The sequence below is a fragment of the Bacteroides sp. M10 genome, from assembly GCF_014334015.1.
Classification (GTDB): Bacteria; Bacteroidota; Bacteroidia; order Bacteroidales; family Bacteroidaceae; genus Bacteroides; species Bacteroides intestinigallinarum.
In genome coordinates this window covers 5,550,032-5,576,569 of sequence record NZ_CP060488.1, presented here as the reverse complement: position 1 = coordinate 5,576,569, position 26,538 = coordinate 5,550,032, and the positions used below count along the sequence as shown (strand labels likewise).

Sequence of the window (26,538 nt, the reverse complement as noted above, 5' to 3'; positions counted from 1 at the left end):
AAGTAGCAACGATACTATGCAATTTTTGAAAGGAGATATACAAGAGGGAATCTTGAAGGCAGCCGAAGAAGTGTTTCTGGAAAAGGGATACAAGGATGCCTCTATGCGTGAAATAGCTTCGAGGGCAGGGGTGACGGTGAGTAATATCTATCATTATTTCACCAATAAGGATGAGATATTCCGTACGATTCTGAAACCGGTATTGAATGATCTGTATGCTATGATTTATAATCACGATGCAGATCAGATGACGATAGACGTCTTTATGGATTCGGATTATCAGAAAATGTCTGTACGGGAATATATCAGATTGGTCTCTGAACATCGTGACCGTTTGCGGTTGCTGCTTTTTCAGGCACAAGGTTCTGTTTTGGAGAACTTCCGTTCTGAATATACAGATTTGATGACGCGTACGATTTCTGTTTTTTTTCAAGGAATGAAGCAGAAATATCCGCATATCAATATAGTAATAACTAACTTCTTTATTCACCTGAATACGGTATGGTTGTTTGCCCTACTCGAAGAGCTGGTGTTGCATCCTGTGAAGAAAGAAGAGATGGAGAAGTTTATAGCGGAGTATATCGCTTTTGAAACGGCTGGTTGGAAAGAGCTCATGAATGCATGAGCTCTCTCACTTTATTCTCTTACTGATATAAAAAAACGTCCGGCTTTCACAAGCCGGACGTCCTTGCCTCTTTTAGAATATGTCATCTATTCATATTCCAAAATGAATACATTATATGGTTTTTCAACTTAACAACCAAATAAAAGAAATGCGGGTGAATCACTTCGGCCGATTTCTATGTATTTTTAATGTGGCTACGTAATATAATTATGACTAATTAATTTAATTCTGATACTGCAAAGATAGGGGCTTTCCGCTTTTCCCGCAATCCCCTAAAATGGGTATTCTTCTATCAATTACTAGCTATATATGGTGGTTCAGGCGTTTGCATAACTATGCATCCCTCCAAGAACATAATTTACCCCGAAATAGGTCATTAAGACGGTCAGGAAAGCAAGAATCATATAGATATGGAAGAATAGAGGCTTGCGGAAAATGCGCAGACTTTGTGAATGGAAGGCTACTCCATATACCAGAAAAGTAATCAGTGCCCATACTTCTTTCGGGTCCCACGCCCAGTATCGTCCCCAGGAAACGTTTGCCCAAACTGCTCCCAGAAAGATGCCTGCTCCTAAAAAGAAGGTGGCAGGGTAGAGCAGCAAGCGGCTGACTAGCGTCAACTGTTCTATCCGGTTGTCTTGTATAGCGTCGTTTCCGGAGACATTGTTTTCCGATTCTTTTTTCCGGAGGCATAATGCCAGTATTCCGTTTAGCATGATGAATGCCAATAGGGCATAAGACATCATAATCAATGAAACATGAATACTTAGCCATGGAGAGACGAGCACCGGCATTAATGGGGTTATCTGGGGATTCATTTGTCCCAGATAGGAAACCAACAAAGCAAAGCCGGAGAGGAGGAATCCGAATGGAAGTATAAATGAAAATCTTCGATGGAGCAGACAGGCTATCAAAAGAATACAAAGAGCCATAAACTGCATGGTTTCGTAACCGTTGCTAAGTGGAATACGACCGCCGATGTACCAGCGCAGGCAATATCCTGCTAAATGGAATATGAAAGCAAGATAGAGTGCAACAGAAAAGAAAGTTCCTGCTGTGCGGGAAATCGTTTTGGCTTTGGGCGAGAGGATATTTCTTTGCAGGCTGTTATGAAGTAGAAGCAGGAAAGACAACACTCCCAATGACAGATTTATCATAAAAAGAATCTTGCTGAACGGAATCCGGTTGTAGAGTAATTCTGCTTTCACTTCCAGTTCGGAGAGAGGTTGCACGCTGCCATCAGTGGGTAATGGATGGATGAATGTTCCTTTTTCCAACATCAGGATCAGGCCTACTTTTTCATCTGTTTCCTGGATTGCTTTGGCGAGTTTGCTTTGTTGTCCTTGTTCACGTTGCCAATGTTCACGGAGACGGTAAACAGAACCGTCAAATAAATCAGTTAATCGAGCATAAGGTGTTTGTATGTTTAATAAATGCTGTAATTCTGTATTTTTGATGTATATCAATGGCTCATTTCTCCACACTTCCGGATAAAGTAACCAGCCACCTATCACTTGTTCAGGTGTCAATCCTTTATATGAAGCTTCTCCTGTCAGTTTCTGAATGAAATCACGGGCTAATGTGTTGAAAGGTACTACCCGGTCGTGATAAATAACCTGTTCCTGTGCTAAACTGTCCGCTTGTGTTCGTTTCAATGCAGGAAGGAGTTTTTTTTGTGCTTGCATGTTACCTGCAAGGCAGAAAATAAACAGTATAAATACACCTCCTTTTTTAAGTAGCGGGTGGTTTAGCAGGCGTCGGAAATCACTACTGCGGGAAAATAGTAGCCAAATCATGGAGAGACCGAGCAGGATATATCCTGCATAAGTCACTCCTGTTCCCCATGGATCATAATTGACAGTCAGCCAGCTCCCTTTTCCGTCATCATCGAAAGATGACTGATAGAAACGGAAACCTTGTGATGTAAATATACGATTCATTGAAATCTGTTCGTGTAATAGAACATTTTTCTGTCCGGGAAGAGAGTAGGTGATATAGCTGATGTAGTCTGCCGGTGCTTCTGTTCCGGGATAGTATGCTATACGGAAACTATCTAGTTGTATTGTGAATGGCAGATCAGCTTTTCTGCCGCTTTCCGATTCCAGGAAACTGTCTATCGTTGCCCCCGGAAGCAAGTGTACGTATCCTTTTTTGCTTCCGATAAACGTAATCATGGCCCCCACCAAGATAACGAGGAGGGAGCCATGAAACAACAATATGGGGAACCGTCGCCATAAAGCGCGTCGGATGAGAGCAACAAGTGCAATGGTGGCAATTGTTCCCCACAAACAACAAAACCAGCATGTATGATATATATTTCTTTCTACAAAATCTGTCCCATACGCTTGTTCTACGAAAGTAGTCACAGCGAGTAGTCCCACCAGACAGATATATAAGATAATAAGTAACCTTTTCAACTGTATAATCTTTTATGATATTAAAATGGAGCGTATTCCTTATTCTTACATTCTTTCACTCCCATACATTCCATCTCAATCAACCATCCGGGACGGCATACCGGAGCATGAACAAATACTTTAGGAGTATGTGGGAAACGTTTGTCATACATTGCTTTAACAACTGCATAGTCGGCTATGTCACGCAGATATACAATCATTTGTCCCAAATCTTCAAACGTGCAGTCCGCTTCTTTCAACAGGGTTTCCACATTCTCCCACATTCGTTCTGTCTGTTTGCGGATGTTGCCGGGATATACCACTTCGCCTTTGTTGTTGATACTTGCCGTTCCTGAAATAAATACCTGTCGGCGGTCGCCATAATCTACATACGTGCCACGTTCAAAGCTTACTCCATATTCATAAGTTGGGTTCAGATGGGTAGGAGCATAGAGGAAATGAATCTGTTCCGGTTGCAGTCCTGCTACGGCGTAAGTATCCATTTGTACCAGTACTTTCGGGTCGGCATGCCGGCCGTCGATGCCTGTGCTGGAAATATAATGTGTTTTTTCTGTCAGGTTTTGGGTGACGAAAACTTCATTACGTGCTTTCACTACTCCGGCATAATTCACATCTACATTTTGCACGAAAAACCATGTACGGATACAATTGTCTGCCAGTTTACAACCTTGTTCCATGAGTTGCATCACATAGTCGTTCAATAATAGACGGGTCTGGTATTCCGAATTGGCGGCACGATTGAATGCACTACCGCCCCAGAAGTGGCGATAGGCACTGTGTTTCACCTCAAAAAGCCCGTTATGTAAGACTTGTGTCTGTACATCTGTCAACAGGTAAACCCATAAGGCTATTTTTGTTCCGTCCAGCGGGGGCTGTTCCACAATGGAAAGTGCGCAGTCCGAACCTTCGGTTGTCAATGCCAGTAGTGTATCTGCCTGATTGGCAGCGTCACTAAGGAAATAACGTTTGAGGATGGCAACTGCTCCTTTCAATTCTTGGGTAAGTAAATAATCGTAGGTGTTTAATACTGCATTCAGCTGTTCTTCGTATGTATCTTCCGGTTTAGTAGAATGAATGATAATATGATACTCTGAAGCTTCTCCTCCTGCATTATATTTAAAAATCTCTGTTAGCGTCTTTTCAGACTGAATATTCTGTTGTTTTTTGTTGTTCATATCAGTTGGGTAAATAACTATTTATTCTTGCGCACCGTTATTGATCCAGTCGTCAATAAGGGTCAAAATCGGAGATGATACTATTTCTTTTGAGTGATCGTATCCCCAGGTTGAACTAATAGTGGTATTCAATAATGTGTGCAATACGCTTTCTTGCGCACTGCCCGGCTTGACGAGTAACATGCCATCTACTTTCTTCGACGGGCGGTTGACCAGTGCCTCGTAACTTTTGCCTTCTGTCAGATACAGGTTGGCTGCTGCCGAACTACCTCCACCATGACAGTGTGCGCATGTCGTATTAAATACTTTTTCTTGAATACCATGGTACATACCTACATTTACAGTTCCCACATCCATAAGGATGGTGTCGTCAACTGCTGTAAGGTCGTCCATTGACTGAAAACTGATAACTCGTTTTCTCAATTTATTAATAACGCACAATTCAATAGTGGTTACTTTATCACTGACTCCTGTCATCGTAACCTGGATCTCATCATCTTCGACCGCCGGAATTGTTTTGGTGACAACGGCATACTCGCTCTCATCACTGAAGCCTGCCACTACAACACTATAACCATCGGGCCATTTACTGATACCATTGATCTTACCGCTCATCTTCAGCGTGCGTCCTTCTTCTGATAGGGTCTCTGTCTTTTCGTAAATACGTCCGTCATCGCATGATGTGATGTATGCCAATAACAGTAGATACCCCCCGAAAAGAATGTATTTTTTCATAAACAAATCCTTTCTTGTGCTATTTAGAATGTATACTGAAGTAGAATACTGGCCGAATGTACTGCCAAACCTAAATCGTCGTTATCCCGATCAAGTTGGGTATCATGACCTTTACGGGCAATATACTGGTACATCGCTTGTAACTTCAGATTACAGTTCCTGAAAAAATAGTTCATACCCACGGCTGGCATATTTAGAAAACCATTGGTGTCCATTCCGTTACGGTTGAAGAAATCATAGCGTGCAGCTGCTTGCAGACGGGGGGCAACGAAGTAACCACCTTGTACATAGCCGCCCAGGTAATTATATGACTCGGAAATCTTTTGTCTTTTTGTGAAGCCAACATTCATATAATAGACTTCAGCACCCAGGTAAAGTTTGTTCTTTAGCATTGCAAACTCCAATCCGGCACGATAATCATTGGTACTTTCATTTTCACTTTCTACATTGATAGAGGTAGAAATACCAAACATGATTTTGTCTTCATTCAGCCTGTTCGGATTTCCCTGTGTAGCGGGCATCACTCCTTTAGGCATATAGGTGAAACGTCCGGCGTACAGTAAAGACGGAATGTGCCAGTCATCACTAAATGTTTTTGTTGCTGTATTTACCGCTGCACCCGTACCGTTGAATAAACCGATTTCATACCCGAATTTATCAGCTACCAAACCGTGAATCTCTACACCTAAATCGAATCCGGTGCCAATATTGGGGGTTACCGCATTCAAAGAATAGGGGAGGATAACGGGAGCAGTCAGTGATACTGGCAAACTAGGTAACAATGTTTCTCCCAGTGTTGTCAGGTAGGCATGTGAAAACGGAGTTTTGAATTTACCGACCCGGATGGCAAACTGCTTTTTCAGTTGAACATCAAACCAGGCTTGTTGAAGTAATGCGCCTCCACTGGCTGCCGCATTTATGGAAAGGTTGAAAGATACTTTATCGAAAGCCTTTCCGGTGAATCCGAGTACGGCGTAAGGAACTGAAAATCCGGAGTTGGCTATGTTATCTTGATTGTATGCTTTATCCAGTCCTTCATCGTCGTACCAATTGAAGTTTGCACTGGTCTGTACGAGCAAATAGGGTTTGAATACAAAATCTCCTTTCTTGGTTTCGATAGTGAATCCTTCTCTTCCAGCTAATGATACTACACCATTTTCTGTATCTTCTTCATGTTGTGCCATAGCGGCCAAAGGCATTATGGCAGTCAGCATGGCAATGATTATAAATCTCTTCATAATTACTTTATATATACTACTTTTAGTTTAAAGTGAATTTAAAAATGCAATCAGCGCATCCCGGTCTTCCTTACTCATATTCTTAAATAAGTTCTTTGATGCTTCTCCTTCTCCGCCATGCCACATGATGGCTTCTGTCAGATTGCGGGCACGTCCGTCATGCAAGAAATAAGTATGTCCGTTGACCTTTTCTTGTAAGCCGATTCCCCAAAGAGGGGTAGTACGCCATTCGTTTCCACGTGCCAGCCCGCTTACATAGTTGTCGTTCAGTCCGACTCCCATAATTTCAGAACCCATATCATGTAATAGATAATCAGAATAAGGGTGAATCGTTTGACCGCCTAACCACGGGAGTTGAGTATTATTTAATAAAACACTACCACGTGTCTTAGTGTGTAAAGTGGTCACATGACAGAGATGGCATTTGGCTTTATAGAAGTTCTGTTCCCCTTTGATTACTTGCGGATCGTTTACATTACGCCGGGCGGGAACACCAAGACTTTGCATATAGAGATCTACGTTTTCCATCTCTTCTGTGCTGACATCCAGTTGGTCGTAAGAAAGCCCCATCATGCTACCTTGGTTTACTTGTATTTGTCCTTCACAGATTTCTTCCGGATAGCGGCTGTTGGTAACGCCCATATCACTGGAGAATCCCAATTCTACAGTTAAATCGGCATGTTGAGCTTTGTTGCCGGACAATCCCAGACTTCTCACTCCGCGTTCGGTGATGTAATTACATCGTCCGCTGATTCCATATTCGGGATAATTACTTTTTGCTGCAAGTGCTTCAATTTCAACAGGATCTAGTGCCATCATTTGCCCCATGCCTACATGGCGTAATGGAATACGTACGGTACAAAACAAATCTTCCGGTTTGATTTCTTCGGCATACCATTCAGATATAGTATAATTGGGTTTGCAAAGTGTGTAGGCTTCTCCATCAGGGAAAGAAAATGTCTCGTAAGTGTATTCCACAGACAGTTTGCCTTCCGGTTGCACTCCATAGATTGCCTGGTCATGAAGCACACGTCCATAATCTTGAAAGAAAGCTCCGTTTTTACGGGATATGTAGACTAGCATGGAAGAGAATCCATAGCTGCCCGATCCACCCTCTGTCCATAAAGAGGGTTTGGTACGTCCCGCATTCCGGTGGCAACTGCCGCACGAATAACCGGCATAAACGGGACCAAGTCCGCCGCCATGACCGTTGTTACTTGTACGTACATCGTCATATAGTCTGTCACCTCGGGTGAAACGTACATCGTATGCTCCTGTTATCCAATCTGCAGGCGTGTCATAAGCAACAGACGAATTCAAGAAAATAGTTGATGTTCCGGCTGATAGAGCATAGCCCTCCGGAATCTCGATATCCAATATGTCAATTCCGTCATCATTACAGGCAGAGCATGCCAACAGGCAAAAGAAAGAGAATGAATATTTTAGAAAGTGATTCATTGTTTATTGACTTTGTTTCAATAATATGTTTTAAACATACCAAAGAAGTAAAGGTGGATCATTGAATTCCAACCTTTACTTCTCAATAATATCTTAGCTAAGATAAAGCTTTATTGTACTTTACGTGGTTCACCGTTTTTGTAGAGAAGGAATTCCAATGTGTGGAAACCGCGTACATTTTGTGCCGATTCGACAGCAGCTTCATCATCACCTTCACTCCATTCGAGATCACTCCAACTTTGAGAATTCAGTATTTGTACAATAGCATTCTGATCCAAAGGCCAGCTGTCCATGTTAGGATCAAGTCCCATTTCGTCTACCGGACCGAATAAGAAAGCTTCGCTCTTTTCCCATGGTTCACGGGCAGTGATCCAAGCATCACAAGCTGTTTCAAAAGCACTATTTGACGGATTGTCTGCAAGGGCTATTACTGCATTGTAGAGAGCGTCATTTTTTTCTTTCAAACTTTTGTAGGTAGGCACTACTACTGCATCTACATATTGTGTTACTACAGGATTAAGTACTGCGTCCGTATTGATATTGTTGCTATTATTTGCAATATAGGATTTTAAGTCATTCTTCAGTATACTTTCCAGCTCTGCACAAGCATCCATAGCTGCTACCGTTTCGTTACTGGGAATATGATTACGGAAAGGTTGCGGAATATCCTGAATGGCTTTTGCCGCTTTTTGGATAGCATTCTTTATCTTGGTATCTAATGATGAATTAGCACCGGCGATAACAGTAGATAAAGAATTAGCATTTATATTACCGTCTAAAGAACCGTAATATGCATTCCGGATGGAATAAATGTTATTGGTATAGTCATCACGAGAATGCCAGCTGTACCAGGATTCCACAGCATATAATGCTTCTTCAGTATTTCCGGCTTTATACAAGTTGTATGGGTCACCAATTTTGGCAGTACCGACTTCATTGGCAATTTCCGCGCATTTATCCACGATTTCTTCCACACAGCTCAAGGCGCTTGCGTAAGGAGAGCCACTATGAGCCTTGAACAGGGAAGCATAGCTTTCACCTCCTTTATAGCTTGAATTCCATGCGTTGTAGAGATTGGTTGCATCTGTTTTTAGAAGTGCTGCTACATTTCTCATGTAGTTATGCCAGCTTGATGCGTTTTCAGGAGTGTAATCAATATTGGCAGGATCTACTGTTGGGTTGTCATCATCACTGCTGCAAGAAGTTGTTGTGAATGCTAATCCCAATATTAGGGCTGCGACATAAAAGAATTTTGTTTTCATCATATAAAAATTAAATAATTGATTATTTGTTATTTCTTAATAAACCATCCTATATAGGCAATTCCAATAGAAAATTCGTTTTCACTGTTGTATGACTTTGATACGCCAAAAACTTTATTTGTACCAATCTGGCGGGTTGCATAGTCTGCTTTTATCACTAAGTTTGGCAAAGCGTACCAATTTAATCCCGCTGTCCACATACTTACTTGGCAACGTTTTTCCATCGTTTGCCCTTTTTCCCCTTTCTCTTGTGGGTTGTAGTATTCATAGCGGGCAAATGGATAGATTACCGGAATCTTTTTATTGCCTCCGAAGACCGAGCGGATATTAATACCGGCTTCTGCTGCATAACTTACGGCATTCTTCGCTACCGGAGCCAGACGGCTGTAAGGCGATTTATTGGATAATTTGACATTTGCCTGACTCACTCCTAATGAATTTCCTAAATTTCCATATAAGATATTACCGCGTGTCGTTACATATTTATTGCGATACTGTGCATCTGCGGTGAAGATTCTTATCGGAATTTTTCCATAGTTTGCATAAGTCTGTTCTTTATCAGAGTTGGCTCCTGCATCTGCACAATAATAAAATGATGCACCTACACGTAAACCGGGAACTCCTTTATAATCTAAACGAAATACATACGCGGGAGAAGTGAAGTTGTCTTCCTCAAAGATTCCCTGTTTGCCACTACCTACCCATGTGTTACGATCGAATCCATTAGGGTTCAGGCCTGCTACCACCATAGCTTGATAATCGAAGCTTGCATACCCTTTTCCGAAAGAACCAAAGATTTCCAGACCATTTTCATGCCAGGTAGAAGGCAAAAGGCTTGTTTCACCTTCCGGGCGTGAAGTTCCGAAGAAATTGATCGGTTCATGGTGTGCGTTAGTCAATCCTACCGGAACAATAATATGTCCGGCACGTACATTGAGGGAGCGGTGAATTAAACGTGTGATGTGAAATTGTTCGATAGCTACTTCACCTCCTTTTTCAACTTCTGTTTCGTATTCACCGTTTTCGGTGTTTTCTAATTCGAAAGCTGTACCTGTTCCACCAGATTCGAACTCAATCTCTGCACCGAGTATCCATTTGGAATTGAACTTATAATCAAAAGCTAAAACGAAACGGGGAATTGAAATGGTATTCCTGTTTTTCTTTGGATTACCATCGTTTCCTCCATAGAAACGGTTGATGCCATAATCTTTAAAATTAGCGACCATTTCACCGTATCCTCCAAAACGGAATTTTGTATATTCTTCTGTAGAAGAAGAATTACTACTTTTGGAAATTTCTTTTGTCTCCTGTGCTGGAATTGTAAGAGAAGGTAGGAGACTAAGAATAACGATTGCTGTTATTTTTCTCATCTTTTTAATAATTTTATCGGCTGCAAAGTTAGATGAGGTTAAAAAATGTGGCAATACCTAATATTAGGCATAGTTGTTTCTTAAATTCAGTATATGTAGGTAATTTTAATCTAAAGAGTAAAAAAAATATAGTAGTAGATAAAATAAAACAGACAAAGGTGTATTTCAGTATGATAATTTTTACTGATATACACCTTTGTCTGTTGTTAGTGTGTAGAGTTGTCTTTATTATTTCATAGTGTCACCGATTTTGTTTGTAATTGAGCGAATCGTTTCTTCTACAACCAGTTTCCTTGAGTATATCTACCATCAGGAAACTACCTTTTCAGAAACGATTCAACTCAGACAAACTACATACAAACAAAGCTAAACTTATGCTAAGGTTATCGCTTAAACTGCCATCTTTATACCTTCTTTTTTACTGCAATATCGTTTGCATTGCTGGCAAAGGTCATATCCCAGCATGGCTCCTAAAATAAAATCTTCTTCAGCAGTCAGTTGGTTTAAAGGACGGATGATGATGTGCCGCATGGCTTCCATACATTCTGCCTTTCCAAAAAACAGGTTGATTTTATTGGTACCTACTTCCTGTATCATATAACTGATCTTTTGATTTTTCAATCGGCGGATGGCAAATTCTTCGTGCTCTTTACTCATTGTGTAAAGTACCATGTTGCGTACGCCTTTCTTAAACTCATAAATATGATTAAGAAAAATTCGGATTTCGCCGGGGATGATTCTTTCAGTTGCCATGATGCAAAGTATTCTTTTTATGTTAAGGTAAAATTAGCTAATTTCTTGTTTCACTTGTTCGGCCCATGCGCTGATACGTTCGTCTGTTTTGCTATCTTCGTTGACTTCGTCAAGTGGAAGACCTACAAACTTACCGTCTACGACGGCAATGGAAGAATCGAAGGTATAGCCTGCAGTATCTGTTGCTCCACAGAATTTGCAGTGGGTATCTTTCAGATCTTCATAAAGAATACCTATTGCGTCACAGAATGTGTCGCTATACGAGTCAGAGTCGCCGCAACCGAACAAGGCTACAGATTTGTGGGATAAATCACACTTCTTTAAAACTTTTACTCCATCGTACCAGTCGTCTTGAAGTTCGCCTGCTCCCCATGTGGAAGAGCCGAGCACCAATACGTCATATTCATTGACTAATGCCTCTGTTAGCTTGGATACATCAAATACATCTGCCGATGGTACATCTAATTTCTCTGCAATTCGACGGGCAAGGTCTTCTGTTGTTCCGGTTGTGGAACCATAAAATACACCAATTTTATTCATCTTTGATTCGTTTTTAAATGTAACGCTGCAAAGATAGAGGGTCTTAAAGAAATAGGAAATCCCCATTTATAATGGAAGATTTGTCTCCTTCTCATTATAAATGGGGATATATGGAATAAAAATGGTCGATCTTTTTAATGGTGGAACAAGCGGATGCCTGTAAATGCCATTGCCATATTGTATTTGTCGCAAGTTCCAATCACATGATCGTCACGTACTGATCCGCCCGGTTGTGCAATATAGCTGACGCCACTCTTGTGTGCGCGTTCTATATTATCTCCGAATGGGAAGAATGCATCTGATCCTAAAGCTACGCCTGTCATCGTATCCAACCATGCCCGTTTTTCTTCGCGTGTCAGTATTTCAGGCTTTTCAGTGAAGAACTGTTGCCAGATACCGTCTGCCAGTACGTCGTCATAATCTTCCGAAATGTAAACGTCAATCGTATTGTCACGGTCTGCACGACGGATTTTTTCAATCCATGGCAAGTTCATCACTTTCAGGTGTTGGCGTAAATACCAGATATCTGCTTTATTTCCTGCCAGGCGCGTACAGTGAATACGTGACTGTTGGCCTGCGCCAATACCGATTGCCTGTCCGTCTTTGGCATAACATACAGAATTGGATTGTGTATATTTTAAAGTGATTAAGGCAATGATTAAGTCGCGTTTTGCATCAGCCGGGATTTCCTTGTTCTGCGTAGGCATCTCTTTCAAAAGACTTTCATCGATCTTCAATTCGTTTCTTCCTTGTTCGAAAGTTACTCCGAATACATCTTTATGTTCGATAGGAGCCGGGCGGTATGCAGGATCTATCTTTATTACATTATAGGTTCCTTTTCTTTTATTCTTTAGAATCTCCAGTGCTTCGGGAGTATAGTCAGGAGCAATGACGCCGTCGGATACTTCACGGTTGATGATGCGTGCTGTTTCTTCGTCACAAGTGTCGGACAATGCGATAAAGTCTCCGTAAGACGACATACGGTCTGCTCCACGTGCACGGGCGTATGCTGTAGCCAATGGAGATAGTTTCATGTCATCGACAAAATAAATCTTCTTCAGCGTGTCGCTCATTTCTACCGCAACAGCAGCACCTGCAGGGCTGACATGTTTAAAAGAAGCGGCAGCCGGCAGTCCGGTAGCTTCTTTCAGTTCTTTCACTAGTTGCCAACTGTTGAATGCATCCAATAGATTGATATAACCGGGACGTCCATTCAATACTTCGATGGGGAGTTCGCCTTCTTTCATGAAGATACGGGCAGGCTTTTGATTAGGGTTGCAGCCGTATTTCAGTTCGAGTTCGTTTGCCATTTTATTAATTACAAATTACGAGTTACTAATTACAAATTGATAGCGACAAAATTACTAAAAAAAGACTAGCTTGCCTAAAGTTACGCTACAAAATAGTAGCATATAATTAGTATTTGGCTATTTCCGGTGAATTAAAATACCTATAAATGATGATTGTATTTCAGCAAAATATTCCGTTCCTTTGCAGTCTCTAATATAAATAGGTATGATGGATAATTTACAAAAATATAAGCCAACTGATAAGATGATCGATCTCATCAGCGATAATTATTCTTTGTTGCAAGTGATGAGTCGTTTTGGGCTTTCGTTGGGGTTCGGTGACAAGACAGTCAAGGAGGTGTGTGAACTGAATGGAGTAGACTGCCGGACCTTTCTGATTGTAGTCAACTTTATGGCTGAAGGCTTTTCCCGGCTCGATGGAGATAAAGATGATATTTCCATACCTGCATTGATTGATTATCTGCGGCAGGCACATATTTATTTTCTGGATTTTTCTCTTCCCGCTATTCGTCGTAAATTGATCGAGGCAATCGACTGTTCGCAAGACGATGTTGCTTTTCTCATCCTTAAGTTTTTCGATGAATATACACGAGAGGTGCGTAAGCACATGGATTATGAAGAGAAAACCGTATTTAAGTATGTCGATTCATTGATTAAAGGAGTTGCTCCCAAAAACTATCAGATCAGTACATTTTCCAAGCATCACGATCAGGTAGGGGAGAAATTGACAGAACTGAAAAATATCATTATTAAATATTGCCCTGCCAAAACAAATGAAAATCTTTTGAACGCGGCTCTTTTCGACATATATGCTTGCGAAGCCGGACTGGAATCTCATTGCAAGGTTGAGGACTATATTTTTGTTCCTGCTATTCTGAATTTGGAAAGGAGGATTAGGGAAAATGAAAAATAACGAAGTAGTTCGAATAGCTATTGCAGAGACCTCTGTAATTATTCGTGGTGGGTTGACTGCTGCATTGAAGCGTCTTTCTAACGTAAAAGTACAACCAATAGAATTACTGTCTGTTGAAGCTTTGCACGATTGCGTCCGAACGCAATGTCCCGAGATGTTGATTGTCAATCCTACTTTTGGTGATTACTTTGATGTAGCTAAGTTTCGAGAAGAAATATCCGGTAAAAGAATACGTTTAATAGCGTTGGTTACTTCTTTTGTAGATGCTTCATTATTGGGTAAGTATGACGAGTCTATTTCGATATTCGATGATTTGGAAACTCTTTCTAAGAAAATTGCAGGTTTATTGAATGTGGTTTCCGAAGAAGAAGAGATGGATAATCAGGATACGCTTAGCCAGCGGGAAAAGGAAATCGTCATCTGTGTGGTGAAGGGAATGACAAATAAGGAAATAGCGGAAAAGCTTTTTTTGTCGATTCATACAGTGATTACACACCGAAGAAATATTAGCAAAAAATTGCAAATACATAGTGCTGCCGGTTTGACTATCTATGCTATTGTAAATAAGCTGGTTGCATTGAGCGATGTGAAAGATTTATAGCCTGCGGAAGTGTTATAAAATATAAAACCGTTTGCGTACACGAAAAATATTCGTACCTTTGCAAAGCAGTTGAGAAATTGCTGTTAGTTTATAAGGTAAAAGAAAATATTAAATAAGGTATTAGATTAGACAGTTTAAGGTATTAAAAGTTTTTTAGTTTAGTTCAATAGGATAAGTTTTTAGTAGAAGGTAAAAGGATAACAATAGGTAAGACGTTTTTAGGTAAAAAGAAGATTAGTTTTCAGGAAATTTGAGGTACTATGGAAAAGCCTTTAGGCTTTTCTGATGCAGTGGCGAGTGGTTCTATAAAAAGAATTAGCTCGTTTTTTATTTATATGGGATTTAAGTCTGTGGATTGGATTAAGGTAATAAAAAACAAAATCCCGACGAAATCGCTTCGGCGGGACTCTATTTCATTTTTTACTTAAATGTGGCTACGTAATAAAATTATGACTAATTAATTCAATTCTGATACTGCAAAGATAATGCGTTTCAGAATGTGTCACAATCACCTTTATGAGGTATATTCTGTAGCTATTCTCACTATTTATGGTTAGTAGCAGGTGTTTTCTCTACTTTTTTCCACTCTTTAGTCTCGAAATCGTATGTTTTTATGATTCTTGCAGGGCATCCGGCACATATTGAATAGGGTGGGACGGAATGACTGACTACACTTCCGGCGGCCACTACGCAATGTTTCCCTAAAGTTACTCCCGGTAGAATGACCGAATTGGCGCCTACCCATACATCATCTTCGATGACAACAGGCAGTGTGCTGACACCTTGTTCGTCAATCATCTTTTCTGCATCCTGATAATTATGGTTGAGTCCTGTGACCGTTACATTCTGTGCCAGGTTGACATGATTGCCAATATTAACCGGACCTATGATTGTGTTTCTCAATCCGATGCGTGTATAATCTCCGATTGTCAAGTCGCCAACTGCATTATTCAGACAAGAGAAGTCTTCGACAACAGAATATTTACCCAAAGAGAATCGGTTGAAAGGAGGGAGGTCTTTGCGTACACTCCGATAGATGACAGAACCCTTTCCGCGTTTCAGGTATATGAAATCGAAGAGCCGTATCCACCAATTAGGGCGAGTTTTAACGGGGTGCATGATAAAACGATGTACAGCCTGTTTTAAGCCGGGGTTTTCTTTAATTCGCTGTTTAAGTGTTTTCTTCTCCATATTGAATGTTTTTTCTTCTTTTTGTCCTCTACCAGATAATCAGGAATTGCCAGGCTATAAGTGATTAATAGACCGAAAAGTGCAATCCACCATCCGAATGATAAGGTCCAATTATATACGGTAATCAACGAAGTCCAAATACTTACGAAGATACATAATTTAAGTGGAGAAGGCGTTAATTGTTGTACGATCCGGTTGCAGAAACTCCAGTTTCCTTCAAATATGGAAGGGAGTAAGTAGGAAGTTGTTTTCCGGATACGTTTACGGTAAGGACAGGCGGGTACGGACTGGCAATAAACAATCACATCCGGCAAGTAGTCAATGTATATATTCTGTCGGAATAATTTTCGTTCGATATTAGTCTTAGAACTTTTCATGTTCTTTTGCAGCCATTTTAGGTCGATTGCCATATTAGTCCCCAATAAATTGGATGACAGTCCGAATTGTGTATTGCCGGCTCTACAGAGGCTGTTTTTTATTTCCTCACGTATAGCCCGGAAGCGATTACGGATGCCTTTGCGGTTTTCTACTATCGTATGTAGTTGGATGGCTTGTACACCGGCATCATAGGCATTATATATCTTATTCAGGAATTGCGGAGATAAAGCGCATGCTGTATTGGACAGGAAGAGAACCAGATCATATCGTTCCTGATCTAAACTGTTGATTGCCTGATATAGATCGCTGTATGTGATAAACTCGTACGCTTCTTCTTTATACACATCCGGAAGAATACTTCCCTCCGGAACGAGAATGGCGCAACCATATTCCTTTTGAGCCTTCGGGTAGGTGATATGTTTGAAATGTGAGGCTATGGCCATCACAAAGAGGTATAGGAGCAAAAGCCCTGTACAGAAGAATACCAGATCATCTATTATGTAGATATAAGAGTCTATCATCTGGAAGGAGATTATACGTTCTCTTTTTGAATGAATGCAGTAACTGTTTTCAGAATAATCTTTATATCCAACCAGAAAGAGAATGTCTTTGCATAGGTGATATCCAATTGCTTGCGTTCTTCAGCAGAAAGTTTACCGGCTTCGCCTCTTTTCTCTACCTGCCATAAACCGGTCAATCCGGCCGGACCCATGAAACGGTCGATGTGTTCATCGCTTGTCAGCAACTCGGCTTCATAGAGTGGGAGAGGGCGGTTGCCTACTATTGACATATCCCCTTTTAAAATATTAATAAACTGGGGTAACTCGTCAATACTATATTTACGTATAATACGTCCAATCTTAGTTATTCGAGGGTCATTTTCCAGCTTAACGAAAGCATTGCTTTTTTCCTTGGACTTCTTGTTTATGTAGTCTTCTTCGGAGATTACGAAATCGTCAGATATCAAGAGGATTTCTTCTTCATCGATTTCTTCATTCACTTCCGCTTCCGGTTCTTCTCCCCAAATATCCTCATCTTCCTGCTGATATTGGTTAAGGGCATTGAAATCCTTTAAATGCTTGTCTGCATCAGTATACATCGAACGGAATTTAAGAAAGTCGAATATCTGATAATTACTTCCTACGCGCTTGGATTTGTAGATAATGGGTCCCTTGCTTTCTATCCGGATAGCTAGTGCGGTAAATATTAAGAGAGGAGAAAGACATAATATCGCCATTCCTGAAAAGAAAATATCAAAAGTTCTTTTCCATAAAGGCAGGCGAAAAGCATTTATATTTTGTGCTTTAAGTTGAAGTGCCTTTATTTTCTGATCTTTTCTTCGTTTAAGGAAAGTTGATAAATCTTTTAAAGCCTCCTGGCTTGTTTCATATTTTATCGTATTGTTGATACCGGCTTTAAGGTATTCGGATGCTTCTTCCTTAGATAAGGAGTCGATAACGAGTACCATATAAAGCCCCGGATACTTTTTACGCATGTATTGGATATCTGCAATATCTTTGGATATGTTCACTTGTTCGAAAAATAGAGCTGCGTCATATTTTTCGCGTATTTTCTCCAATACTTTGACAGCTTTGCTACAATTGGGTGCAGCATAGAATACCCCAATACTTAGTCGGGAGAGTAGTTCTATTGTTTTGCTATCTCTGCCTATATAAACAAAATATTGCATGTGTAGAAGACCCGGTATTAGTCAATAATCTTTTTGATTCGGATTTTGAGTTCCAAAGGGTTGAATGGTTTCAGGATATAGTCTTCTGCTCCTTCTTCCAATAGTCTGATTCTTTCCGTTGTACTTTCCTCACTGGATAACATAACGATAGGAATTGACTTGAATAATTCATTGTTCTTCATGTATCTTAAGAATTCATCCCCCATCATGAGAGGCATACGAATGTCTGAAATAATGAGGTCAGGTACATTGCCTTCATTAAGCCATTCTATTGCTTTGATGGGATCTTCCAAATAGGTAAAATCATACTCTTTTCCTAGATACACACCGGCCACTTTTCCGATTGTCGATTTATCGTCGACTAGTAATATTTTTTTCTTCATACGAATAGACCTTTCTATCGCTTGCTTTGTTATTTGATTTATAGATTAAGATTGTTGTCACATAATATTTGTGATACACTGCAAATATAGATATTATTTTAGAATAATCCCCAATCAGGAGAGTAAAATTCGTGATATATCTTTTTTTTCTATTAATTGCAACTTACAGCATCTTAATGAAAAAACACGGATTCCATAAAAACTGGAATCCGTGTTAAAGATTAATTGTTAGGCTTATTTATATACTCTTGATGAATCAAAAGTTTTCCACCATTCTTCATTCTTAGTACCGCCACTGGTCACCCAACTTTCGAATAACGAGTAAGCTGATTTGATATTCACATATTCCAAAGGCCATTTGAAGTCTGTCGGAACCATGATTCCCCATGCCAGGTTATCTTTGCTGATGTAATATCTCTTGCGGGAAGTAGAACTATCGTCGTTGTTGCCTCCGAACAAGTCGGTATTTGCCAACTTAGTTGGTTGATAACCGACAATATGAATCTCCTTACGCTGGTTTCTGTTTCCTTCTACGAAAATGAAAACATTCAGTTTATTGATATTAAGCTCATCCACAGAGATAGGATTGCTGAACTTTATAGTGAAACTGATATTTTTAGGACTCGTATTGGCAGAGTGACCTGCAATCGTATTGATCTGTTCGTAACGGTCTCTTCCCAATGCTTTGTGAGCATCGTCAAATAATGGAATAACCGCATAGTCCTGTCCGTTCTCAATCAGATTACTATTCACATTGAAACCTTTAAAAAGAGAGTTGTCACTGAATTCCACCGGCTGCGTAATGGCACTGGCAGGAACACCGTCCAGCATGATAGCAGCTCCAATACTCTTGGTAGCTCCGGCAGCCGATAAATCAAGACTTAACGTGAACTCTTCTGCCTTATTGCTCTTATTGATGGAGATCTTTCTTTCCTTGATAATCAGAACAAGGTCGTTCATATCGTAATCCCCATATAAAGGCCATTGGTCTTCAAACAGATAAGCATAATTGCGATTATCATCCATGATGATCGGGAACTTAGGATCTTCAGGATCTCCTCCTTCATTTCCACCATTTTTAATTCCTGTACAAACATCGATGATGACTTTAGAGTCTCCCATTTTGGTGAAGTATGGGCCATTCAGTACATGGAAGTTTTCCCACCATTGGTTCTTTTCAACGTGGCTATCACATTCAATAACCAAATTTCCATCATATGTGAAACCTTGTCCGGTGATAACCGGTGATTTTATCATAGAAGTATTTTCGCCTTTTCCATAAAACTTGGCATAACCGGGAGGTATGCTGATACTTGTCGTAGCATCCAGCATAGAACCATCACTTAAATTTACTGTTCCATTAACAAACTCCATTTTAGGAGCTTTCAAATATCCTTGAGTAAAGTTAAACGTCGCTCCGTTGGCATAGAAAGAAGTCGTTGCTTCCATGCTACAAGCGTTGTTGACAGTCGTATTGGTGAGACTGATGGTTGTAAACTTCATGATGTTGTTGTTGGTAGCAACAGCGTCGGAATTTGCAATTAATTTCTCTCCATAAATCTCTCCGTTATTTTCCAAAGAGAAATTAGACGGCAGATTTAATTCTCCTTCCAAACTGATTTTATTGTCATTTACAATTTTCGTATTGGAATTGATTGAGATATTCTTGCTGGTTATGGTTCCTTTGTTGTAGAGTGTTGCACCGGAATGTAGTGTCATTGTGTTCGCTACAGTCAGTGCACCCCAGTTTCTTAATGCAGCAGGCGCTCCATTGGTGAATGATATATCCTCTGCATTCACTTCTCCCTTTTCCATAATGGTCAACATGGAGTTTCTAATGAACGTCATGGTTCCTGATGCTTCAATTTTAGCATTATTCATCACAATGATTTCAATACCGTTTTGGAATTGGAATGTTGCGGGAATCGTCCATTTAGCATCTACATAAACTTTGGTTGCAATTTCACCGTCATAACCGTCAAACTTGAATGTGCCGGCATAGTCAGAGGTGATTTTGTAAGAAGCATCACGCAGCAAAGTGGTTCCTGACATTTCAGTCACTTCTTTTGCATTAGCAGGTATGGAATAGTAATCCGGCTTTTCAAATGAAAGGCCTCTTGTAGCAGCGGCACGACTCATCAACGCTCTATTTTGTGCAGTAGATCCTGCATAATAGAGTTTACAGGTAATATTATCACTGTTTTCCGGCACATCGAACTGATATACCTGTTCACGTCCTCTAGGGTCGGTTTGCTTCACATAAATACCCTTTTGAGTTGGCAGCAGACTGACAGCGGTTGTAAATTTAAAGTTGTTTTCTTTATTAGCTGTCCTTGCAGCGAGCACGGAAGCGCTTTCATTAGTCAAAGGATCTTCTGCATATATTTCAACTAAATAAGCAAATAGTCCTCCTTCTTCATCTTTCACTTCGACCGAGACATTTTTAGTGGTTATCATGTTCCAATCGATATCATCGGGAGCAGCAAAGCCATCTCCCATCGGGTTAGGTGTTTCGTAAGACGGATCATAGAGATCCTTTCCAGAGTCAACACAACTAGACATAGTACCTGCCATCGCTATTGCAATGATGGGTACAAATTGAATTGTTTTCTTCATCATAATGTATTATTGCTTGATTGTTTGTAACCAAATCCATCACAAAAATAACTGCATATCTTTTATTGGAAATGTTTTTTCTGTTATTTTATGGAGTGAAAACAACTATACTTCCGTTTTGGTTCTTCTTTGGCTCTTTTAGGTTTGATTCGGTCTTGATGATGATGAAGAGAAATCCCCTGATTTTCACTTTTATACAACTGTTTAAAATGAAAATCAGGGGGTTACAATAGATGGATTTAACTTAAGACTTGGTGATTTCTCCTATTAAGCAGGAGTTCATTTTATATCGGATATCCTTGTTGGGTAATCCATGTCCCAATAAAAACATGAGCTTTGTTATGGCACATTCGGGGGTACTGTCATATCCACTGATTACACCTGCTTCCAGAAGATGCATTCCTGTTTCGTAACGTCCCATTTCTACTGCTCCGGAGGCACATTGTGTAATGTTGACAATGATAATTCCACGATCGGTAGCTTCCTTTAGTTGGCGGATGAACCATTCTTTTTGCGGAGCATTTCCCGAACCGAAGGTTTTCATGACAACCGCTTTCAATCCCGGAACATGAAGCAGAGAAGTCACGATACTCTCTTGAATGCCCGGAAAAAGCGTTAGAATAACTACATTGGTGTCAAACAGGTAATGCGGCTTTAACGGTTTTGTCGGGTCTGGTTTTCGAATGAGATTAGGCTCATATTTAATGTGGATACCTACCCGTGCCAATGGCGGATAATTGAAAGAGCGGAAAGCATTGAAATTCTCCGCATTGATTTTGGTGGTACGGTTGCCACGCATCAAATGATTCTCAAAGAAAATACAAACCTCCGGAACAATGGCTGTACCATCCGGATTTTTAGCTGCTGCAATTTCGATGGCTGTGATGAGGTTTTCCTTTCCGTCTGTGCGCAAAGTCCCGATCGGGAGCTGGGAACCTGTGAGGATGACAGGTTTGCTTAGATTTTCGAGCATGAAACTTAGTGCAGAGGCAGTGTAAGCCATTGTGTCTGTTCCGTGAAGGATGACGAAACCATCGAAATAATCATAATTGTAATTGATGATCTTTACCAGTTTTGCCCAGTAAGCAGGTTCCATGTCCGAAGAGTCGAGAGGGGGATCGAATTGGTAGGAGGAAATGCGGTAGTTGAATCTTTTCAGTTCGGGGACGTGCTTAAGCAAATGATCGAAGTTGAAATTTTCTAAGGCACCTGTTTCCGGATTCTCTATCATTCCGATAGTCCCACCCGTGTAAATTAACAAAACGGAAGGAGTTTCTGCTCTCATAATTGTTGAATTACTGTTAAAACATTGGCAAAGATACGGATTAAATGCGAATAATGAGTGCTAAACGACGAATTATATAAAGTTGGAAGGACAAGACTATAAAAAATATCTATGTTGCATTTTTGCGATATGTAGTATGAAAAAATGTCCCCATCTTTGGGGCAGGTTGGACGAAGTGTCCGGCTTTAAATAAAAAACGAAAGAGAAAATGAAAAATGACCGGTATTTTCCGTTAGAAATCTGTTTTTGGGCAGGCGACAATTTGAGCGTCATGATATATCAGATAGGGGGAGTGCAACTTGTAGGGATTTATGTGTTGTTGCTGTATCTGTGTGCAAAGAATGACTACAGCAAATCAGTGGTTAATAGTATGCAAAAACCAGTGGAAAAAAGTGCAGTGGAAAAAAAACTCTGAAACGCCGATGGATAAAGGGCAAAAACCGAATGAAACCCAAGAGAGTAGAGTAGAAGAGAAGAGAAATATTACTACTGTTGTAAACAACAGCAGCAATATTGGCGAGGAAAGGAAGACTGCTGCTGTTGTTGTTCGGACTTCGGATTCGGTGAATGACAGGGGCAACGAGATTGTCAGCCCACGCCTCGATCCTGTTCAGTCCACGTCTTGTTTTTGTTCAGCTCACGGCTTGTCTCTGCTCGTCCCACGGGTGAAGTACGGCCTCCCCACGGCTTGCAGAAATAGCCCCACGGTTTGCGGAAATAGCCCTGCGGCCTGCGGAAATTTTCATCCGAGGCTCTTACTTCAGGGCTTCTTTCAGTCTGGTAATCGCCTTTTCCGGGTCTTTTTCTTCTTCGAGCAGAGTGACGAACTTACTGCCGATGATAGCTCCGGAAGCGTGTTCGCAAGCTGCTTGGAATGTTGCTTTATTGGAGATACCAAATCCCACCATCAACGGATTGTTCAGATGCATATCTTCAATCTTTTTGAAGTAAGCCCGTTTTTGTTCGTTGAAATCTTGTTGCGCTCCGGTGGTTGCTGCTGATGAAACCATATAAATAAATCCGTCGGTATGTGTATCTATCTCGCGTACCCGTTCTTCGCTGGTTTCCGGTGTGATGAGCATAATCACTCTGATGTTATAGCGTTCGGCAATGATACGATAATGTTCTTGGTAATCACGGAAAGGGAGATCAGGGATAATGACGCCGTCGATACCACATTCCACACATTTACGGCAGAAATTCTCAAATCCGAATTGCATGATTGGGTTTAAATATCCCATAAGCACAAGTGGGATTTTTACGTCCTTGCGAATATCCCGTAATTGTTCAAAAAGAAGTTTTAGAGACATACCATTGCGCAATGCCTGCGTAGCGGCATTCTGAATAACAATGCCATCTGCCATCGGATCACTGAAAGGAATGCCGACTTCAATCATACTCACTCCGTGCTTTTCGAGCGTGCGGATTACATCAGCGGTACCATCCAAAGTAGGAGTACCGGCACAAAAATAAATAGAAAGTATGTCTTTCTTGTTGCTATTGAAAAGTTGATTAATTCTATTCATGACGTTGGAATTTTTAGATTATGATTTTAATTCGTTTAAAAATGTCCGGATACGCTCCGGATCCTTTTCTCCCGGTTTCAATTCAAAACGGCTGTTGAGATCGTATCCGGCAAGCCGGGGATGTTTAAACTCTTTCAGGGCATTGGCACTGTATGAGTTAATGCCTCCGCTCAATAGGAAGGGTATATGTCCATTGTACATATCCAGGATGCTCCAGTCGAATTGGTTTCCCGAACCTCCATACTGTTCGCATTTGGTATCGAACAGAAAAAGATCACAGACTTTTTCGTAGTCATATACCTTTTTCAAATCTTTGGGGCGGTCTACTGAAAAGACCTTGATGATTTTCAATCCAGTGGAATGTAAGGACCGGCAGTATTCCGGCGATTCATTTCCGTGGAGCTGCACATAATTCAGTCCGAAACGATCAGCATACATACTGATCGTCTGCTTATCTTCGTTGACGAAAACTCCGACACGCCGGGCATGAATGGGCAAGTAAGCCGGAAGCTCGTAGACATATCGGGGAGATTTAGGATAGAAGATGAATCCCAGCATATCTATGCCTTCGATAGACTCTACGTCCTGTATGTTTTCAGCTTCACGCATACCGCATACTTTGATAATTTTTCCGTTAATCATAGGGCTGTCCGTTTTGAATAATTAGTTTATTGGATTGCTTGCAGGAAATTCTGTAAAGTTTCTCCCGGTTGCGGTGTTTTCATAAATGTTTCACCGATCAGGAATCCACGGAATCCGGCTGCCCGAAGTCGTTTTACTATTTCCGGATCGGAGATACCGCTCTCGGATACCAATACAGCATCTTGGGGAAGCTGTCCGGCCAAGCGGAAAGAGTTTTCTACATCAGTGAAGAAAGTACCCAGATTACGGTTGTTGATTCCTACCATATCTATTTTCTTGTCGATGTATATTAATTCCTCGGAGCTATGAATCTCCAGGAGAACTTCCAGACCTAGTTCATGAGCTTTTTCTGCAAGTTCATTACATTTCTCCGGTTCTAATGCGGCTGCGATAAGAAGTACGGCATCGGCACCGACAATTTTGGCTTGATAAAGCTGGTATTCGTCAATGATGAAGTCCTTCCTAAGAATGGGGATCTCTACCAAAGGGCGTGCAGTGCGGATATCCTTCAGACTTCCTCCGAAAAACTTCTCGTCGGTAAGGATGGAAAGGGCAGAGGCTCCTGCTGCTACATAGGAGGGAACAATCTCTTCCGGACATGCTTCTTCCTTTATCCATCCTTTGGATGGAGACCGACGCTTGAATTCAGCGATAATACCCGATGCAGACGAGGCTAATGCCTGCTTCATAGAACGAGAGGTCGGAACTTCGCTGATACCTTCCTGTAATTGCTCGATGGAGATAGCCTGCTTTTGCAGGTCAACTTCAAATCGTTTATTTGCTATAATCTCTGATAATATATCTTTCATTGATGTGGGATTATTAATTGTAAATGATGGATTTGCAAAAATAAAACATTAACTGTTCAATTCAATGAATTTTTTTAGGGTAGCTAATGCGCGTCCACTTTCCAATGACTCTTTGGCGAGAGCAATACATTCTTCAATAGTCTTCTCCGGACAAATCACATGGATGGCGAAAGCTGAATTGACTACCACTACATTTTTTTGAGCTTCCGTAGCTGTGTTATTCATGATCTGGTCGAAAATTTTAGCTGCATCTTCCGGTGTTTGTCCACCATCCAGATCAGTTTCCTTATAGCGGGAGAATCCGAGACTCTCGGGAGCGTAAATCTTTTCATGATCGCTGGTCGCCACTTTAAACTCATTTGTCAGAGAGATTTCGTCATATCCGTCGAGACTATGAACAACGGCAAATTTCGTCTTGCTTTCCTGATATGTATAGGTATAGAGGCGAAGTAACGGGAGGTTGTAAACTCCTAAAAGCTGATAGGCCGGTAATACCGGATTGACCAACGGACCGAGCATATTAAAGAAAGTGCGCACTGCCAATCCTTTACGAACCGGAGCAACTGCCTTTAATGCCGGATTGAATAAAGGAGCATGCAGATAGGCAAGATTACATTTTTCCATGCTACGACGCAGTTGATCGACGTCACTGGTGAACTTTACACCGTGTTGCTCCATCACATTACTGGCACCGCTGACTGATGTTGCTCCGTAATTACCATGTTTCACAACCGGGAAACCGGCTCCGGCAACAGTAAAACAAGAAGCTGTAGAAATATTAAATGTATTTTTTCCATCACCTCCGGTTCCTACGATATCTATCGGAGCAAATTCACTTAAATCAACCGGAATACGCATTTCAAGCAATGCATCGCGGAAACCGCATAATTCTTCCACAGAGATATTACGCATCAGAAAGACGGTAATTAAAGAGGCTACCTGTACATCATTATATTTTCCTTGTGCGATGTTCTGTAAAATGGTGCGAGCCTCATCGCGTCCCAGATATTGATGTTCGAAAAGTTTGTATAGAATCTGTTTCATAAGTTTAATCGTTTAAGAAGTTTTTAATAATTTCTTTTCCTTGCGGAGTTAATACTGATTCGGGATGGAACTGAATACCATGTACATTGTAAGTCTTATGGCGGATTGCCATGATTTGTCCTTCCTGACTTTCTGCCGTTATTTCCAGACAATCGGGAAAACCTTCCCGGCTGACTACCCAGGAATGGTATCTTCCAACAGGGATTTCTTTTCCCAACCCTTCAAAAAGCAAATCCTGGTGAAGGATGGTAATCGGAGTCTGTACCCCATGATATACTTCTTTGAGATTTTCCAAGCGTGCTCCGAAAGCTTCGCCGATGGCTTGATGACCGAGGCAGACACCCAGAATACTTTTGGTTGGAGCATATCTTTTAATAATAGGTAATAGTAGTCCGGCCTCTTCGGGTATGCCCGGTCCGGGAGACAGGATGATTTTATCAAATCGGTCTACTTCATCAAGCTCTATCTGGTCGTTGCGGACTACTTCTACATCTGTAGCCCCTAATTCTTTCACTGCGTGCAGTAGGTTATAAGTGAAAGAGTCGTAGTTATCTAAAAGTAATATTTTCATTTTTAT

General features: G+C 40.9%; 24 protein-coding genes. 3 read left to right on the top strand and 21 right to left on the bottom strand.

The genetic code is table 11. The annotated features are described in order from the left end of the window. The first annotated feature begins 16 nt into the window (after positions 1 to 16). On the top strand, positions 17 to 625 hold the full coding sequence (locus tag H8796_RS20620) for a TetR/AcrR family transcriptional regulator (protein ID WP_117971664.1): 609 nt from the start codon (positions 17 to 19) through the stop codon (positions 623 to 625). A gap of 317 nt (positions 626 to 942) precedes the next feature. Here H8796_RS20620 and ccsA read toward each other — a convergent pair whose 3' ends face one another. The 10 genes from ccsA to H8796_RS20570 form a co-directional block, all read right to left on the bottom strand. Continuing rightward, complete coding sequence (gene ccsA, locus H8796_RS20615) at positions 943 to 3,042, bottom strand: cytochrome c biogenesis protein CcsA (protein WP_117971666.1); 2,100 nt, start codon at positions 3,040 to 3,042, stop codon at positions 943 to 945. Between the two features lie 20 nt (positions 3,043 to 3,062). Continuing rightward, the gene (locus tag H8796_RS20610; RefSeq protein WP_004300129.1) at positions 3,063 to 4,217 is read right to left on the bottom strand and encodes a Rid family hydrolase; all 1,155 of its coding nucleotides are present in this window, start codon (positions 4,215 to 4,217) and stop codon (positions 3,063 to 3,065) included. Between the two features lie 21 nt (positions 4,218 to 4,238). Further along, positions 4,239 to 4,952 carry a hypothetical protein gene (locus H8796_RS20605; RefSeq protein WP_008999702.1) on the bottom strand — a complete coding sequence of 238 codons (714 nt, stop codon included), beginning with the start codon at positions 4,950 to 4,952 and terminating at the stop codon, positions 4,239 to 4,241. A 23-nt stretch (positions 4,953 to 4,975) separates the two neighbouring features. Beyond that, positions 4,976 to 6,190 carry a porin gene (locus tag H8796_RS20600; protein ID WP_117971668.1) on the bottom strand — a complete coding sequence of 405 codons (1,215 nt, stop codon included), beginning with the start codon at positions 6,188 to 6,190 and terminating at the stop codon, positions 4,976 to 4,978. A 27-nt stretch (positions 6,191 to 6,217) separates the two neighbouring features. Further along, complete coding sequence (locus H8796_RS20595) at positions 6,218 to 7,648, bottom strand: di-heme oxidoredictase family protein (protein ID WP_117971670.1); 1,431 nt, start codon at positions 7,646 to 7,648, stop codon at positions 6,218 to 6,220. Positions 7,649 to 7,758: 110 nt separating this feature from the next. Further along, positions 7,759 to 8,913 carry an imelysin family protein gene (locus H8796_RS20590; protein ID WP_008776579.1) on the bottom strand — a complete coding sequence of 385 codons (1,155 nt, stop codon included), beginning with the start codon at positions 8,911 to 8,913 and terminating at the stop codon, positions 7,759 to 7,761. A 26-nt stretch (positions 8,914 to 8,939) separates the two neighbouring features. Beyond that, complete coding sequence (locus H8796_RS20585; protein WP_117971672.1) at positions 8,940 to 10,280, bottom strand: hypothetical protein; 1,341 nt, start codon at positions 10,278 to 10,280, stop codon at positions 8,940 to 8,942. Positions 10,281 to 10,670: 390 nt separating this feature from the next. After that, a complete protein-coding gene (locus H8796_RS20580; RefSeq protein WP_004300123.1) occupies positions 10,671 to 11,033 on the bottom strand; it encodes a DUF2023 family protein in 363 nt (120 codons plus the stop codon). A 33-nt stretch (positions 11,034 to 11,066) separates the two neighbouring features. Beyond that, a complete protein-coding gene (gene fldA, locus H8796_RS20575) occupies positions 11,067 to 11,573 on the bottom strand; it encodes a flavodoxin FldA (protein WP_004311873.1) in 507 nt (168 codons plus the stop codon). Positions 11,574 to 11,707: 134 nt separating this feature from the next. Next, complete coding sequence (locus H8796_RS20570) at positions 11,708 to 12,883, bottom strand: phosphoribosylaminoimidazolecarboxamide formyltransferase (RefSeq protein WP_117971674.1); 1,176 nt, start codon at positions 12,881 to 12,883, stop codon at positions 11,708 to 11,710. 208 nt (positions 12,884 to 13,091) lie between these two features. Between H8796_RS20570 and H8796_RS20565 the strand changes: the two genes are divergently transcribed. Both H8796_RS20565 and H8796_RS20560 read left to right on the top strand, forming a co-directional pair. After that, a complete protein-coding gene (locus tag H8796_RS20565) occupies positions 13,092 to 13,796 on the top strand; it encodes a hemerythrin domain-containing protein (RefSeq protein WP_004311871.1) in 705 nt (234 codons plus the stop codon). Continuing rightward, complete coding sequence (locus H8796_RS20560) at positions 13,786 to 14,397, top strand: LuxR C-terminal-related transcriptional regulator (RefSeq protein WP_004300118.1); 612 nt, start codon at positions 13,786 to 13,788, stop codon at positions 14,395 to 14,397. The genes H8796_RS20565 and H8796_RS20560 overlap by 11 nt, the downstream gene beginning before the upstream one ends. A gap of 543 nt (positions 14,398 to 14,940) precedes the next feature. On the opposite strand, the gene H8796_RS20555 is transcribed toward H8796_RS20560, so the two are convergent. The 11 genes from H8796_RS20555 to H8796_RS20505 form a co-directional block, all read right to left on the bottom strand. Further along, positions 14,941 to 15,588, bottom strand: coding sequence for a DapH/DapD/GlmU-related protein (locus H8796_RS20555; protein WP_004303727.1), 648 nt, complete (start codon positions 15,586 to 15,588; stop codon positions 14,941 to 14,943). Beyond that, entirely contained in the window at positions 15,540 to 16,487 is a 948-nt protein-coding gene (locus tag H8796_RS20550) for a glycosyltransferase family 2 protein (RefSeq protein WP_117971676.1), read from the bottom strand. The genes H8796_RS20555 and H8796_RS20550 overlap by 49 nt, the downstream gene beginning before the upstream one ends. A gap of 11 nt (positions 16,488 to 16,498) precedes the next feature. Further along, a complete protein-coding gene (locus H8796_RS20545; protein WP_117971678.1) occupies positions 16,499 to 17,656 on the bottom strand; it encodes a sugar transferase in 1,158 nt (385 codons plus the stop codon). Positions 17,657 to 17,673: 17 nt separating this feature from the next. Next, on the bottom strand, positions 17,674 to 18,039 hold the full coding sequence (locus H8796_RS20540; protein ID WP_004300114.1) for a PleD family two-component system response regulator: 366 nt from the start codon (positions 18,037 to 18,039) through the stop codon (positions 17,674 to 17,676). Positions 18,040 to 18,273: 234 nt separating this feature from the next. After that, positions 18,274 to 20,658 (bottom strand): LruC domain-containing protein, encoded by a 2,385-nt coding sequence (locus H8796_RS20535; protein ID WP_004317858.1) that lies wholly within the window; start codon positions 20,656 to 20,658, stop codon positions 18,274 to 18,276. Between the two features lie 241 nt (positions 20,659 to 20,899). Beyond that, on the bottom strand, positions 20,900 to 21,940 hold the full coding sequence (locus tag H8796_RS20530; protein WP_004300111.1) for an asparaginase: 1,041 nt from the start codon (positions 21,938 to 21,940) through the stop codon (positions 20,900 to 20,902). Between the two features lie 755 nt (positions 21,941 to 22,695). Then, complete coding sequence (trpA, locus tag H8796_RS20525) at positions 22,696 to 23,466, bottom strand: tryptophan synthase subunit alpha (protein WP_004300109.1); 771 nt, start codon at positions 23,464 to 23,466, stop codon at positions 22,696 to 22,698. 18 nt (positions 23,467 to 23,484) lie between these two features. Then, a complete protein-coding gene (locus tag H8796_RS20520) occupies positions 23,485 to 24,108 on the bottom strand; it encodes a phosphoribosylanthranilate isomerase (protein ID WP_117971680.1) in 624 nt (207 codons plus the stop codon). A 26-nt stretch (positions 24,109 to 24,134) separates the two neighbouring features. Continuing rightward, a complete protein-coding gene (gene trpC / locus H8796_RS20515) occupies positions 24,135 to 24,917 on the bottom strand; it encodes an indole-3-glycerol phosphate synthase TrpC (protein ID WP_117935761.1) in 783 nt (260 codons plus the stop codon). 48 nt (positions 24,918 to 24,965) lie between these two features. Beyond that, positions 24,966 to 25,961, bottom strand: a complete 996-nt coding sequence (gene trpD, locus H8796_RS20510; protein ID WP_004300106.1) for an anthranilate phosphoribosyltransferase — start codon at positions 25,959 to 25,961, stop codon at positions 24,966 to 24,968. 4 nt (positions 25,962 to 25,965) lie between these two features. Next, positions 25,966 to 26,532, bottom strand: coding sequence for an aminodeoxychorismate/anthranilate synthase component II (locus tag H8796_RS20505; RefSeq protein WP_008651733.1), 567 nt, complete (start codon positions 26,530 to 26,532; stop codon positions 25,966 to 25,968). Positions 26,533 to 26,538 lie beyond the last annotated feature (6 nt).